We start from the raw sequence: 16,311 nt of genomic DNA, 5'->3' as shown, positions 1-16,311 counted from the left end.
GAGGAAATTGAGTGAACCATGGGATGTAGCTGTCATTGGAATGGGGGTATTATTGCCAAAAGTAAAAACAATTTCAGAATTACATGAACTGCTAATGGTGAAGGGGGATGTTATAGGGAATGTGCCTTCTAAGCGGCAAGCATTAGTGAATTCTTTTGGAGAAAATGAATTTATACCAGCTGGATATATAGATGATATAGAATGTTTCGATTATAAATTTTTTCAAATATCTAAACAAGAGGCGGAACATATGGAACCGCAGCAAAGAATCGCATTACAACTTGCATGCGAAGTCATTGAGCATGCAGGATATCGAGTTTCTGATTTTAAAGGTACAAAAACGTCTGTCATTATGAGTGCATCAAATAATCAATACGAACTGTTATTACCCCCTTCAGGTATAACATTAATGGGAAATCTTACGGCGATGTTAGCTGGGAAAATTGCATATCATTTAGACTTGCGTGGCCCAGTACTTATGCTTGATACGAGTTGTTCATCATCATTGGTAGCTGTACATGAAGCGTGTAAAGAACTTTTTTTTCGAGAAGTAGATACAGCATTGGTTGGAGGAATTAATATACAAACTTTCTTTCCAAAGTTTGATGATAATCATTCAATTGATGTATTAGGAATAGCTTCTCCTACTGGAAGAAGCTATACATTTGATAAAAAAGCAAATGGCACGGGAAGTGGTGAAGGAGCAGGGATGGTTCTCCTAAAACGCTTAGATGATGCTTTGGCAGATAAAGATAATATTTATGCTGTTATTAAAGGGAGTGCTATAAATCATGATGGGAATCGATCTAATAGTATCGCAGCACCAAATCCAAAAGCTCAAACGGAAGTTATTATTGAAGCTTGGAAGAGAGCAAAGATTCATCCGCGTACCATTGGGTATATAGAAGCGCATGGAACAGGAACAAAACTAGGGGATCCGATAGAGATTAAGGCAATATCAGATGCATTTAAATCTTATACAAATGATCGTGGTTTTTGTGGGATAAGTACAATAAAAACAAATGTGGGGCATATTGGAAATGCGGCAGGAGTTGTGGGATTTATTAAAGCGGTTTTGTCCGTATACCATGGAAAGAAATATCCTTTAGTGCACTACAAAAAGCCAAACCCCCTTATTCAATTTTCTGATTCAGCCGTTTATCCAATTGAAAATGTTCAAGAATGGGATGAGGAGAGAAGGAAAGCTGGTGTTAGTTCTTTCGGATTAAGTGGAACGAATACTCATGTAGTACTTGAGAAATTATCTGAGAGAGTAGAGGAAATAAACGATGAAACGCGAGAAAATGAGTTCCTAATTACCCTTAGCGCAAAAAATGATAGTGCATTAAGAGAATATTTGTCAAGAATGCTAGTATTTTTAAAATCTACGAAGGTTTCTATTGAGGAAATATCTTTTGGTTTAAACAAAGGAAGAGATGATTATTTGAATCGAATCGCTTTGGTTGTTCATAGCAAAAAAGAGCTTATCAATCAGATGGAAGAAATAAGAAATGATTTAAATCAAAAAAGGAAGAATAAATCGGGAGATACATTACTTATCTATCTTTGTTCCGGAAATATAAATGTTTTAAATGAACATGTTCAAATTCTTTGTGAAGGTTATCAAGAGTTTAATAATGTGTGGGAGGAGTTAATTAAATGTAATGGGACAGCTGATATAGGGATGAGAACTATAGCGTTCCAGTATGGAATATATAAAGTGTGGGAAAGTTATGGTCTTACTCCAAGTGAAATTTTAGGAGCGGGTGTAGGGTCCATTACAGTGGAAGTTATTACTGGAAACATTTCTTTACAGGAAGCATTTAATCAGTCCCAAACAACACGCTTATCGAATTCATTTAACCAATCAAAATTTCAAAATTATATAAAGGAACTTGTACAAAAAAATGAACGAGTATTTATAGAACTTGGTATGGATAGTGAGTTGTTGAAAAGTATAAAAACAAACTTTTCTAAACTAGCATATCAATCCTATTATCATGTCCCAGTGAGAAAAGAATGGCTAAACGTATTAGCAAATCTATATGAAGTAGGAGTCCAAATTGATTGGGAGCGATTTTATGATGGAAAAAAGATAAAGAAAATTGTTCTTCCGACATATCCATTTGAGAAATTACATTGTTGGTTTAATGAAACAAAGAAGAGTACTGAAGGGAAAAGGTTTCAAGGTTCACCGAACAATGCTGTAAACATAAATAAGATCAATGACTTAACTTATCAAATTCAAGAGATATGGGAAGAAGTTTTAGGTCAGCCAGTCCATGGAGAAAATGTGGATTTTTTTGAAATAGGTGGAAACTCTTTAATGGGAATGAATTTGATTGTAAAAATGAAGGAACGTTTAAACATTAAGATGGAATTTGAACAACTTTATGAGACACCAACTATTCGAACACTAAATGAGTGGGTTCAGTCTCAATATTATAAAGAAAAGGAGATAAAAAAAGAAATGACTATGTTATTTCAAAGAGAAAGGAATAGCGAAAAAATTCCTTTATCACCTTTTCAAAAAATGATGTATTATCTCTACTTAACAAACTCGAATTCACCTTTTTATAATTTACCAGCGAAGATAAAACTACAAGGAAATGTAAGTAAAGAGGGAATAGAGTTTGCTTTACAAGCTATCGTAAGGAAACACGAAATACTAAGAACGATATATCAATCTGATGAAGGGAATCTCTATCAAAAGATCCTTAGTAGCGCCTTGGTAAATCTAGCATATTATGATTTTTCTCATTTGAATAGTAAGAAAGCAGAAGCGTATGCAATTCGATTATTTGAAGATGATGTCATGAAACCTTTTAACATCGAACAAGAAATTCCGATTCGTGCCCAATTAATGAAAGTAAATAAAAAAGAACAGTGGTTAACGGTGAATTTTCATCATATTGCGGTAGATGGCTGGTCTATTGGAGTATTTATGAAAGAATTATCTGCTGAATATAATGCTTATGTATGTGGGAATAAAGAGGATAATAGAGAAGCGTTAAATCTTCAATATGCAGACTATTCGTATTGGATGAAAGAATGGCTTCAAACGAAAGAGGCAGATCGAAAAATACAATATTGGTTGAAACAGTTGGAAGGTGCTCAGCCATTAGAATTTGCAGGTGATTTTCCTAAACCTGTACATATGAGCACAAGCGGAGATTGTTACAAATTTAAAATGGATAATGATCTATGGAAGAGAATAAAAGGCTTTTGTAGAGAAGAGAAGATAACAGAATTTGTATTTCTATATACTGCATATGCTATCACGATGTACCGCTATACAGAACAGACAGACTTTAGCATAGCGGTACCTGTAGCGAATCGTTCATTAGTAGAATTGAAATCACTTATCGGTAATTTTGTGAATATAATTGTTATTCGAACAATTGTTGATGGGAATACAACTGTTCATCATATGCTCACAAAAATGAAAAAGGTAATAAAAGAAGGCATTTCTGCACAGGAGATTCCTTTTGAACATTTAGTAGAAATCGTACAACCAGAAAGAAAAATTGGATTGATTCCTTTTGTTCAGCATGCTTTTGCATTTCAAAATTTTGAATCTATTTCACTAGAATTGGAAGGTATTACCTCTATAAATATTGATACAAAAACAAAAGGAGCTAAATTTGATATAAGTTTTATATTACGAGAGGTAAATGAAGGATGTATTGGAATGATAGAATATGCGACAGATTTATATAAAACTACTTCAATGGAAAGGCTTGTGCAACATTTTTTTAATATTGCGGAATCTATGCTAATCAATCAAGATCAAACTTTATTAATGTTGCCTATGATTACAAGTCGGGAAGAAGAGCTTATATACCAATTTGCTACAGATAGTGATGAAAATTTTGATTTTTAAATAGAGAAAGGATAATGAAATATGACATATAGTGTAAAGTCTGTTCATGACAATTTATTTGAGATTGGTGACAAACCACCTAATGGAGTAGTTCCTAAAAAAATGTATGCATGGACAGTTAGGGAAAATAGATTTGGTCCACCTCTTGAGTCGATGAAAGTGGAAATTGTAGATGTACCTCAACCAAGAGAAGGGGAAATTATTATTTACAATATGGCAGCAGGAATAAATTACAATGCTGTATGGGCTGGCCTAGGTAAACCTGTAAATGTTTTGAAAAACCATGGATTATATGATGAACCGCATCCTTTCCATATTTGCGGTTCAGAAGCGAGTGGTATTGTATTTGGAGTCGGAAAGGATGTTACAAGGTTTAAAGTTGGAGATGAAGTAATAGTCATCGGAAATCAATACGAGCGTAATTGTCCTTACATTCAAAAAGGAAAAGATCCAATATTGAGTCCCTCTTTTCGGATATGGGGTTATGAATCGAATTGGGGAGCTTTTGCACAATATAGTAGGGTGAAACAGGAACAATGTTTTAGGAAGCCGCCTTTCTTAGATTGGTGTGAAGCAGCTTCTAGCTTTGCAACAGCCATTACAGCAGAACGTATGTTAACAAATTATGAAGAAAATGCTATTCAGCCCGGAAATGTAGTTTTGATATGGGGAGGTTACGGGGGTGTAGGGAATATGGCAATTCAAATAGCAAAACATTATGGAGGAATTCCGATTGCTATTGTTTCTAATGATGAAAGAGGAAAAGAATGTATGAGATTTGGAGCTGTAGGTTACATAAACCGGAAAAAGTTTAATCATTGGGGATCGGTAGACCAATTCATGAAAAATGAAAAAGGACGTCGTCGCTGGCTAAAAGGTGCATTGAGATTTCGGCGTGAAATATGGAATGTGTTAGGAAAAAGGAAAAATCCAGATATTATTATTGAACATCCTGGAGAACAAACTTTACCAACTTCTTTATTCGTATGTGAAAAGGGCGGAATGGTTGTATTATGCGGAGGAACAACGGGGTATCAAGGCTCGTTAGATTTACGTTTTTTATGGTTAGAGCAAAAAAGATTACAAGGAAGCCATGCAGGAACAAAAGAGGAGATTGAAAGAGTTTTACAGCATTTTCGAGAAAAAGTAATTCGTCCTAACATTACTAGAGTTTTGAATTGGGATGAGGTTGCTAAAGGTCATCAAATGTTATACGAAAATTCACATCCAGGTGGCAATATGAGTGTGAAAGTTGGAATGAAATAAAAGGGAGGATGAATGAAGGATATGCTCCTCAAGATAGCCTATAGAAATGTAGTCAAGTATTGGAAACGAAATTTATTTGTCTTTGGTACTGTATTTTTTAGTATTTTATTATTTGGTTTTGCACAAGCATTCATTCAAGGGTTTAAAGATATGTCCAGTGCAGCAATTTTTAATGACATAGGTCATGTTATGGTCTATCAGGAAGGTTACTATAAAAAGTCTGAAATGCTCCCGCTTAATATGATGTTAGATAAACCAGAAAAAGTAATTCAAAGGGTGAAAAATGAAGTAAAAGATGTTCAAGGTGCAATGAAAGAAATAAAGATGAGGGGGGTAATTATAAAGTCAGGACAAAAGGAAACGATTGTTGTTAGGGGAATTGAATTAGGGAACGAGAAAGCAGCTTATTCTATACGTGCTCAGATGAAAATGGGGAGATTTGCTAAATCGGGCAATGAGGTAGTTTTAGGGAATGAATTAGTGGAATTTTTAAAGGTAAAATTGAATGATACGGTAGAGTTAGAGGTTATGAATGAAAAAATGCATAAGCGGTTAGACACATTTAAAGTAGTAGGGATTTTTGAAACGGGAACTGATAACAACGATCGCTCTTTAATGATTGCTAATATTCATTCTATACAACAAATGCTAGGTTTGGAAGATAAAGCTTCTGAAATTTCTTTTTTAATTAAAGATCCAAATAAGGTTGAGCAAGTAAACTCGAAGATAAAAGAAACGTTAGGGGGAGGTCAGTATGATATTTTACCTTGGACTACATTATATCAAGGGTTACATGATATCAATAGCACATTAGACTTTGTTATCATTGCACTTTTAATTCTACTTGTTCTTGTTGTAGCAACTGGAATTGCAAATGTGCAGCTTATTTCAGCGTTTGAAAGGATAAGAGATATTGGCACTCTGCGAGCGATTGGAATGGGGAGATGGAAAGTTTTTTATATGATGTTAGCAGAAGCAGTGTTTATTGGCTTTATTGCAGCCGTATTAGGCTGTTTGTGTGCTGGACTTGTAAGTGAAATATTTTCTATTCATGGTATTTATTTAGGGGCAACGACTGAAAAAGTTGGATTAGGGAATATTGTATATCCTCATTTGACTATGCAAGGAGTAATAATAACCATTGTAATTGGAGTTTTTTTACCAGTAATTAGTGTGATTTATCCAGCATTGGTTGTTTCAAAGAAAAGACCAATTGAAGCATTGCATGATGTTTAATAAGGAAGGAGGCGAGTAAAATGCCTATATTTCATTTAGCATGGCGTAATATACGTCGTAATAAAAGAAGGACAATTTTAAATATGTTAGGTTTTATGTTTATTGTTTCCATATTAATTTTTTCGATTGCTTTTATGCGATTTCGAATAGAAGATGCGTATCAGTTAATTCCTAAACATTTAACAGGACACATCCAAATACATCAAATTGATTACGAGAAAGCTAAAGTTAGTGAACAGTTTCCTCTTAATGCAAATATTAGTAGAGAAGAGCAGCAAGAAATTACGAAAATATTGTCTGGGATGAAAGAAGTAAATTTTGTAGGTCAAAGGGTTGAATTTTCAGGTTTTATTTCTATTGATGGAGATTCTCTTCCTTTTCAAGGAATAGGAATTGAACCAGAAAAAGAAGCTAAGTTTGGGGTAATTGCTTCTCATATTACTTCTGGTACATATTTACAAGGAAATGATGATGGAGTAATGATTGGTAAAGTAATGGCGAAACTCTATGGTTTAGATGTAGGGAAGAAAATTCAATTATTGCTGAAATCAAAGGATGGCGAAATCAAGCAAAAAGAGGTGACAATTCGAGGGGTTTTTGAAACAGGATTTACTTCCATGGATAAACGTGCCATGTATATGAATGTAGAGACAGCTAGAACATTATTAGAAATGCCCAATGTGTCTACTGAAATTATGATAGGGCTACAGAATTATAAAGACGTGAATCAAGTGATTGAATTATTGGATAGAAAACTTCCGTTGTCAATAAAAGATACTGTTCAGATTTCACCATGGACAGAGTATGCTAAATCTAGTTTGGAGGATATAAAAGGCGATGAAAGCTTTCTAACAATCTTTATTTTAATTTTACTTATAGTAGCGATTTTTAGTTTAATCAGTGCGATGTCAATGAGTGTAATTGAGAGAAAGAAAGAGATCGGTACATTACGAGCGATGGGAATGCAACGGAAGTCTATTTGTAAAATGTTTTTATATGAAGGTGTATTGGTAGGATTACTTGGGGCGGTATTAGGATGTATATTGGGTGCGTTCCTTACATTTTGGATTAGTCAAGTAGGGATTCCCATTCCGGCGGTTGAAGACCGAGCACTTCCTGTTTCTAAGCGACTTTATACAGAGTGGGGGTGGAGTGAGTATGTAATAGGAATTGGTATAGGAGCTTTTGCGGGAGTTATAGGATCTTTATCGGCAGTTTTTCGAGTTACTAAAATTAAAGTAGTTGAGGCTTTGAAGAATGTTTAACGATAAGGATTTATAGGGAGAAAATGAGGTGAATCTAAATGGAAATTATTCGACTAGACCATGTTTCAAAAGTGTATAGATTAGGGAAAACGGAAGTACCTGCTTTACAAAATATAGACTTAGCTGTTAAAAAAAGTGAATTTTTAGGAATTATAGGACCTTCAGGTTCGGGAAAAAGCACGATTTTAAACATAATTGGTTGTATGGATTCTATTACTTCAGGCCAACTATGGATTAATGATAAGGATGTATCGAGAATTTCTGATTCAGAGGCTACCAATTTACGGTCAGAAATGATTGGTTTTATCTTTCAATCATTTAATTTAATTCCAGTATTAACGGTGTATGAAAATATAGAACTACCTCTTCTTTTGCAGAAGCATTCAAAGACTGAAAGGCACGAAAAAATAACTCGGATTATTGAACAAGTTGGATTACAACATTATATGCATCATAAGCCGGATGAGCTAAGTGGTGGGCAGAGACAACGAGTTGCAATTGCAAGGGCAATTGTTGGAGAACCAAAACTTGTAATTGCGGATGAACCCACAGCTAGCTTGGATTCAGAAACTGGAAAGGCGATTATGAATATGATGTTAAGCATAAATGAAAGTAATGGTACAACATTTATTTTTACAACGCATGATCCTTCGGTTATGAAGTATGCAAAACGCATTATTACAATTAAGGATGGCAAGATAGAAAAGGAGCAAGAATATGGACAGAACAACTAGCAAATGGATACCATATAAGACAATTAGAATAGAACCAGTTGTGCGAATATTTTGCTTCCCCCATGCCGGGGGGAGTGCTTCTTATTTTTATAGATGGATGGATTATTTCCCAGATTGGATTGATATTTGCCCAATACAGCTTCCTATGAGAGAAAATCGTTCGAGTGAAGAAGCATTAGAATCAATCCATTCTTGCATTGAAAGGTTAACAGATGACATTTTTTCTTATGTTGAAATACCATTTGCTATATTTGGTCATAGCATGGGGGGATTGTTAGGGGTGGAATGGGCTCATTACTTGCAAAGAAAGTATAATATATCAGCAACCATGCTATTTATTTCCGGAACTGTTCCACCTCATATTTTTGAAAAACAAAAAAAGATATCTGGACTTTCAGATTTTTTATTTTTACAAGAAATTATAAAATATGGTGGTCTTCCTGATGAAATGCTTGAATATCAAGATATAAAATCTTATGTTTTACCAATTTTAAGACATGACTTTTCCTTGATTGAAAATAGCAATTTCTCTTCAAAAATAAAACTTTCTATACCACTCTCTATATATGGTGGAGACAATGATGCTTTTGTTAGTTTAAAAGATTTAGATAAATGGAAGGAATATTCTGATGATCATATAGAAGTGAATCAATTTACAGGAGGACATTTTTATTTAAATGAGCATTACCGTCAGGTAATCACAGAGATGGTAAATAAACTTGAAGACTGGAGGTGCGATAATGGTTATTCGACCATTGTTAGAGGGAGAACGAATGAAGAATGTAGAATGGGAAAATAAATGTATCCATCAGTTGTTTGATTATCAAGCAAATCTTATGCCACAGAAAGTAGCGATTCGAGAAAGTGTTAAGGAATGGACATATTATGAAATTCAAGAATATTCAAATCAAATAGCGCATTATTTGATTAAGGAGAGGAAGATTAGAGCTGAATCTCCTATAGGAATTTATATGGAAAGATCTGCCTATTTTATTATCGCGATGCTAGGGATATTGAAAGCTGGAGGTGCATATGTTCCTCTTGATCCAATCCTACCATATGAAAGGATTGGTCAGATGATTAAAGATACAGAGATGAATACGGTTTTAACGGTAAAGCGTCATCAAGTAAAGATAGAGAAATTACAATGGGAATATAAACAATTTGAAGCATTTTTAGCTATTGATGCATCAATAGAAGATATGGAGAAGATACAAGAAGACATATCTATTGACAATAAACATTGGGATTATATAGCTATACAAGCGAATGATGAAATTGCAGGTGGTGGGTGGTTTAGTAGTTTTGATGGTGAGCTCTTTTCAGAAGAAGAAATGAAAGAATACGCGGATAATATTTATAGGAAATTAAAGCCGATTTTAAATAAACAGTTAAGAGTATTAGAAATTGGATGTGCTTCGGGAATTACTTTACAAGCTATTGCACCACATGTAGGGGAATATATTGGGGTAGACTTTTCTAAACCGATGATTGAGCACTGTGAAAAAACGATAGCACCGTTATATAACAATGTTGAGTTCAAATGTCTTGCAGCACATGAAATAGAGGGGATTTCTGGAGAATTTGATCTTATTATTATGAATAGTGTTGCACAAACTTTTCCAAGCCATAATTACTTAAGAAATGTGCTAAGAATTATGGTGAACAAAGTGAAAAAAGGTGGTTTTGTGTTTATTGGAGATGTGATGGACATAGAGAAAAAGTCACTCCTATATAATGATTTGCATAGTTATAAAAAGAAACATCATAGTGCAAGAACAAAGTTAGATTGGTCAAGAGAATTGTTTTTATCAAAAGAATTCTTTTATGACTTAAAAAATCAATTTCATGAAAATATACAAGTTTCATGTACGGAAAAAAATTGTACAATTGCAAATGAATTGACTAAATATCGCTATGACGTAATGTTGACTATTGAACAGAAAAAGAGAAGTAGAAATATTGTTAGTGGACAATATCAATTTAGACATGGATGTGAAATATTTCTAAAAGAATGGAGAGAACCGGTACAGGTAAATGTATCAAATGATCAATTAGCTTACATATTGTATACATCAGGGTCAACTGGTAGACCAAAAGGGGTTATGATTGAGCATAAATCGGTTATTAATTTTATCTTTGGGATGTTACATATAGTACCTTGTTTTAAAAGAAAAAGTGTCCTTTGTACGACCACTGTTTCATTTGATATTTTTGTTTTAGAATCACTTTTACCGTTGTTAACTGGGATGACGATTCTACTAGTTAACGAAGAAATTTTAAAAAATCCAAAATATTTGGGAGAATATATTCAGATTCATCAACCTGATATTATACAAACGACACCTTCTCGTTTGCAATGGCTAATGTTAGGAAATACTGAAAAAATATTTAAATCAAATACAATCATAATAATAGGGGGGGAAGAATGCCATAAGTCTATAGTTACGAAACTAAGGGCTCAAGAAAATGTACAGATTTATCATATGTACGGACCAACAGAAACAACAGTATGGTCAACAGGTGCACATATAGAGGGGGATCATTTTCATATTGGATATCCTATTTATAATACAAGATTGTATGTTATGAATGAGAAAGGAATCCCAGTTGAAAAAGGACAAGTTGGAGAACTATGGATTGGGGGAGAAGGGCTGGCAAGAGGCTATTTAAACGAAGACACTTTAACTAATAATCGTTTTGAATACATTTCTCATATTGGAGAAAGAGTCTATAAAACAGGAGATTTGGTTAAAGTTCATGATGATGGAAGACTTGATTTTATTTCACGAATGGATCAGCAAGTGAAAATTCGTGGGCAGCGTGTTGAGTTAAAAGAAATAGAAGAAAGGCTATTAAAATATCCTGGGATAAAAGATGTTCTTGTGTTTACAAGGAAGAATGCGGAAGCAATTGATATATGTGCATGTTATATTCCAAATGATTCGAATGTGAAAATCTCACAGATAAAAGCTTATTTAGCAATTGAGCTTCCACATTATATGATACCGGTCTATTGGGGAGTAACCAAAACTTTTCCGATGACCTATAATGGAAAAGTTGATTATAAGCAGTTAAATGAAATGTTATTTTTTGAAAGGAGGAATGTGGATCACAAGGTAGATACAGATTTAGAGAAAAGACTTTTAGAGATTTGGAAAAATATCTTTTTAACTCATTCAATTGGTACGGATGACGATTTTTTTGAATTAGGAGGACATTCGTTATTAGTGGTACAGCTTTTATACAAAATACGTACAGATTTACACGTAATCTTACCGTTTCAAGAATTCTTTAAAAATCCCACAATTAGAGGAATTGCTCAGTGGCTTAAAAAAAATAAAATGTTAAATGATGAATATCTACATACTAACATGAAGGAAATAGTAAAAGGGGATTATGAGAACCGTTATGAACCATATCAGTTAAATCAAATGCAACAAGCTTATTTAATCGGTAGGTACCCTGAATTGCCTCTTGGAGGGGGTGGAACACATGTATATGTAGAGTGGAATTGTGATACATATGAACATCAGCGCTTTTTATATGCATTAAAAAAATTGATGGAGCGACACCCTGTATTAAAAACAATAGTGGATCCTAAATCTGGTGTTCAGCGCATTGAAGAAGAGGTTTCTTTACATGTGAAAACAATTGATTTAACAGGGGCTTCTAACAAGTATAAAAAGAAACAATTACGCAAAATTAGAAAGAAAATGCAACATATTGATATCCCTATCGACGAGGGGAACACATTGTTTCAAATAGGAGTAACACGTCTAAATGATTCAAAAGCTATTATACATTTTTATTACGATGCGCTTATATTGGATTTGTGGAGTCAAGAGATTTTATTGGAAGAATTAAATATGCTTTACATGAATACCGAGGCTGAAATAGCTCCATTACACATTACATTTAGGGATTACATGATGGCTAAGCAAAACAGCATGGAGGAGATGTTATACAAGCGAGATGTGGACTATTGGAAAAAAAAGTTAACAGAATTACCACCGGCCCCATCTTTACCTGTAATATGTTCTCCTTTTCGGATGAATCAGCCAAAAACATTTCGAATGACACGAAGGATTGACAAAGAGGTTTGGAGAAAATTTCAAGAATTTTGTCGTGAAGAAGAAATTACACCGTTTATTGCATTGCTTTCGGTATTTGCAAAGACAATTGCGTTATGGAGTGAAGACCAAAGCTTTACGCTAAATATTCCGCAATTTCAGCGTAAGTTTATTCATCCGCATGTAGAAAATTTAGTTGGGCAATTTGCTTCTTTTGTCCCGATGAAGTTTGACTTTTATAGAAAAGAATCATTTTTATCAATTGTAAGGAGGGTACAAAAAGAAAGTTGGGAAGTATTAGAGCATAGTCATGTACATGGATTAGAATTAATAAGAGAGCTTTCTAAAAGAAATGAAAATGTTGAAGAAACAATTTTACCTATTGTATTTACTGGGTTACTACATTTGAAAAAAAGAGTTGATGGCGTATTTCGACAGGGATATTGGATTTCACAGACATCTCAAGTAGGATTAGATGCTTTTGTATCAGAAGAAGCTGGATGTTTATATTTGAATTGGGATATAGTAAATGGTTTATTTAATCATACAATGATTGTAGATATGATAGATATGAATGTGAACTTTATTCAATATTTATCTATGTCAAGAGAGAATTGGCGAAAGAGTAGGGTAGAATTATTACCTTGCAAACATAAAAAAATAATCGAAAAACAAGTACATGGTCCAGTTGTTAATATTCCAAATTGTAATTTACTCTTTTTGCTTGAGAAAAGTTTCATGAAAAATAAAGAAGCTTATGCGATTGAAATGGCTGAACATTATATTACTTATCATACACTCCATAATTTGGTGAAAAAAGAGGCACATAAATTGAGAGTTCATGGTGTGAAACCAGGAGATACTGTAGGTATAGTAATGAATAAAGGATGGGAACAGATAGTAAGCGTTCTTGCCATTTTATATTGTAGAGCTACGTATTTACCAATAGATGCTGAATTACCTCTTCAACGTGTGCAGAGATATTTGCAACAAGCAAAAGCAAAAATAGTATGTACACAACCTCAATTATTGGAGAAAATGAGTGAGTTACAAGTACCGATTATTCATTGTGTAACAAAGGATAAGGAAAATCAATTAAACATTGAATATGATATTCCAGAATATAAGAATGATAATGCTTCAATTTATATCATATATACATCAGGCTCTACTGGGCAACCAAAAGGGGTGGAAATAGGAGAAAGAGGTTTATTAAATGTTCTTTTTGCAACCCAACAATCTTTTCCTATTAAATTGGGCGATAAAATATTAGCCTTAACAGCACTGCATCATGATATGTCTGTATATGATATTTTTGGCCTTTTGTTATGGGGAGGTACGCTAGTAATTCCAGAGAAATCAAAAGATCCGAAGTATTGGTTAGACATAATGAGAGCACATAATGTTACCATTTGGAATTCTGTTCCCGCAATGATGGAGATGTTGTTAGACTATATGGATTATTTTAAGGAACAAAAGATTTCCAGTATAAGGAGAGTGTTTTTAGGAGGAGACTGGATTCCACTAAAAATGCCCGCCCGCATACAAATTCATGCGGGGGACACCCAAGTTATTAGTGTAGGTGGACCAACAGAAACTACATTGTGGAATATTTGGTATGAAATAGACCCAAGAAAACCGTATCAGAAGAGTATCCCATATGGATCTCCAATAAACAATGTGAAGTATCACATATTAAATGAAAATTTGGAGCAAGTGCCTATTGGTGTTATTGGTACGATGTATTGTAGCGGATTAGGATTAGCAAAAGGATATATGAATAATCAAGAGTTAACAAAGAGTAAGTTTATTATTCATCCTGAAACAAAGGAACGTATGTATCGAACTGGGGATTTAGGACGATATTTTCGTAATGGATTAATTGAAATAGTGGGTAGAGAAGATTTTCAAGTGAAAATTCATGGACAAAGAATAGATTTAAATGAGATTGAGAAAGTGATAGAACAACATAAAGGAATAAAAAGAGCGATAGCAATTTTTGAAAATAAAAGAAAGATTATCATCGTATTTTATATTGAGAATGAAAAGTGCTCAATTGAGGGGTTAAAGAAGTTTTTAAAGCTATATCTGCCATCTTATATGATACCCATAAATTTTATACCAATAGCAACAATTCCTTTAACAAATAATGGGAAAGTGAATCGAGATGAACTTTTACAAAAAATGTTGCCGAATCAGTTAGATGATACACGTGTTTTATCTGATACAGAAAATCAGGTTGCGAGAATCTATGAAGAGGTATTGAAGACAAACCATCTTAATTATAAGTATCCTTTCTTTGCATTAGGTGGTAGCTCTATATCGGCTATTCGTATAATTGGAATTTTATATAAAACTTTTCAAGTCCGAGTACCAATACAATATTTTTTCAAGGATGGATCAATTCGTACGATTGCTCGTTTTATTGATAATGAAAAAAAAGAAGAGAAAAGTGTTGTATTAACTAGATTCAGTGACAATGTTGTGCCTCTATCTTTAGCTCAAAAAGGTGTATGGGTTATGGATAAAGGGATTAATTCTGGAAGTTTTTGTTTAACTGCAACAATGCCGATATATGGAGAATTAAATTATAAAGGACTATCATGGGCGTTAGAGAAAGTATTCAAGCGACATAAGGTATTACAAAGTGTAGTTCAACAAAAAGGAAAACAATTGGTATTGTTTTTAAATGATAAGGAAGTGAATCTGCATTTCATAGATTTACAAAAAACTGCTATGACTATGGATGAGATTGTGAAGCAAGAGTCTCAAATAAGTTTTGATTTAGAAAAAGGGCCACTATATCGTTGTTGTATAATTAAAATTTCTAAACAGATTCATCAATTCGTTATGAGTGTACATCATATTATATCGGATGAACAATCATTTTATACAATTTTCAAGGAATTAATTCATTATTATCAACAATATGGAAAGTGTAATGTACAAGAATTACCAGAAATAGTTCAGTATGCTGAGTTTTGTCGGAGAAAATTGGATGAAAATAGAATAGAAGAAGAATTGGACTATTGGAGGGGGAAATTATCAAAGAAACTCTCGTTACTTCCAATTGCTGATAACAAGGAAGGTGTTTCGAGAGTTGATAAAGGAAGCTATGAGTCGATAACGCTTTCGACTGAAATAATCAACCAATTACTAATTTTATGTCGGAAGAATAATATTTCAAATTTTTCGGGTTTCTGTGCTATGTTTTTTTCCATGTTATATTGTGTTAGTGAGTGTGAAGATTTGATTGTAGGAATTCCAATTTCAACTAGGAGCATGCCAAATTTTGACCAAACAATTGGGTTGTTCGTGCATATATTACCACTTCGATTACAAATAAAAAAAGAAGATAGTTTTATTGATATCATGAAAAAGGTTCAATGTGGTGTTACAGAGTTACTTTCAAATTCATCATTACCATTTGAAAAAATAGCACATAAAATTGGAGTGAATCCTAAATTTTATCGATTACCTTTGTATATAACATTTAATTTTTTAAATATGGAAATAGAAACGACCTCGGTAAATAACATGGTAGAATTTAAAACATTTTCATTTTTAGAGTCTATAGTACAACATCAATATGGTCTAATTGTACAAAAAAAAGGAAAGTATTATCATTTAGAATTTTCATATCAAGAAGGATTTATACATTCAACAACTGTATTATATATGAAGCGCTTGTTCCAATGGTTAGGTGGAGAAATGATTCGGAATCCAGAAAAGTCAATTATTCATTTTATAGATCAGTCTGCCAACGAAAAAGAGGAGATAGGAGAATTTGATTTTGAAATGTAGGTGATAATTTGGAGATTTTTTCCGTTAATGTTAGAGAAGGAATTTCTCCT

7 protein-coding genes are annotated in these 16,311 nt (G+C 33.4%); all 7 read left to right on the top strand.

The window, feature by feature from the left end; all coding sequences use genetic code 11:
• Window positions 1–7: 7 nt before the first annotated feature.
• The 7 genes from MR058_RS07165 to MR058_RS07135 are packed head-to-tail and all read left to right on the top strand — an operon-like array spanning window position 8 to window position 16,261.
• Window positions 8–3,883, top strand: a complete 3,876-nt coding sequence (locus MR058_RS07165) for a condensation domain-containing protein (protein WP_242143310.1) — start codon at window positions 8–10, stop codon at window positions 3,881–3,883.
• A gap of 21 nt (window positions 3,884–3,904) precedes the next feature.
• Window positions 3,905–5,149: a crotonyl-CoA carboxylase/reductase gene (gene ccrA / locus MR058_RS07160; protein WP_242143309.1), complete on the top strand. Its 1,245-nt coding sequence runs from the start codon at window positions 3,905–3,907 to the stop codon at window positions 5,147–5,149.
• A gap of 12 nt (window positions 5,150–5,161) precedes the next feature.
• Window positions 5,162–6,385, top strand: a complete 1,224-nt coding sequence (locus MR058_RS07155) for an ABC transporter permease (protein ID WP_242143308.1) — start codon at window positions 5,162–5,164, stop codon at window positions 6,383–6,385.
• A gap of 20 nt (window positions 6,386–6,405) precedes the next feature.
• On the top strand, window positions 6,406–7,650 hold the full coding sequence (locus MR058_RS07150) for an ABC transporter permease (protein ID WP_242143307.1): 1,245 nt from the start codon (window positions 6,406–6,408) through the stop codon (window positions 7,648–7,650).
• Window positions 7,651–7,688: 38 nt separating this feature from the next.
• Window positions 7,689–8,384 (top strand): ABC transporter ATP-binding protein, encoded by a 696-nt coding sequence (locus MR058_RS07145; protein ID WP_242143306.1) that lies wholly within the window; start codon window positions 7,689–7,691, stop codon window positions 8,382–8,384.
• Window positions 8,368–9,183 carry a thioesterase II family protein gene (locus MR058_RS07140; RefSeq protein WP_242143305.1) on the top strand — a complete coding sequence of 272 codons (816 nt, stop codon included), beginning with the start codon at window positions 8,368–8,370 and terminating at the stop codon, window positions 9,181–9,183. Before MR058_RS07145 ends, MR058_RS07140 begins: the two co-directional genes overlap by 17 nt.
• On the top strand, window positions 9,125–16,261 hold the full coding sequence (locus MR058_RS07135; protein ID WP_242143304.1) for a non-ribosomal peptide synthetase: 7,137 nt from the start codon (window positions 9,125–9,127) through the stop codon (window positions 16,259–16,261). The genes MR058_RS07140 and MR058_RS07135 overlap by 59 nt, the downstream gene beginning before the upstream one ends.
• Window positions 16,262–16,311 lie beyond the last annotated feature (50 nt).

This window comes from Bacillus cereus group sp. BfR-BA-01430 (genome assembly GCF_022663115.1).
Classification (GTDB): domain Bacteria; phylum Bacillota; class Bacilli; order Bacillales; family Bacillaceae_G; genus Bacillus_A; species Bacillus_A cereus_BD.
The sequence above is the reverse complement of the archived record's forward strand: the minus strand, read 5'-3'. Positions and strand labels throughout refer to the sequence as shown.

What these genes read in the sequence shown, in the direction of transcription:
- ccrA (WP_242143309.1), top strand. Translation starts at nt 3,905, where the DNA reads ATGACATATAGTGTAAAGTCTGTTCATGACAATTTATTTGAGATTGGT.
- MR058_RS07155 (WP_242143308.1), top strand. Translation starts at nt 5,162, where the DNA reads ATGAAGGATATGCTCCTCAAGATAGCCTATAGAAATGTAGTCAAGTAT.
- MR058_RS07150 (WP_242143307.1), top strand. Translation starts at nt 6,406, where the DNA reads ATGCCTATATTTCATTTAGCATGGCGTAATATACGTCGTAATAAAAGA.
- MR058_RS07145 (WP_242143306.1), top strand. Translation starts at nt 7,689, where the DNA reads ATGGAAATTATTCGACTAGACCATGTTTCAAAAGTGTATAGATTAGGG.
- MR058_RS07140 (WP_242143305.1), top strand. Translation starts at nt 8,368, where the DNA reads ATGGACAGAACAACTAGCAAATGGATACCATATAAGACAATTAGAATA.
- MR058_RS07135 (WP_242143304.1), top strand. Translation starts at nt 9,125, where the DNA reads ATGGTTATTCGACCATTGTTAGAGGGAGAACGAATGAAGAATGTAGAA.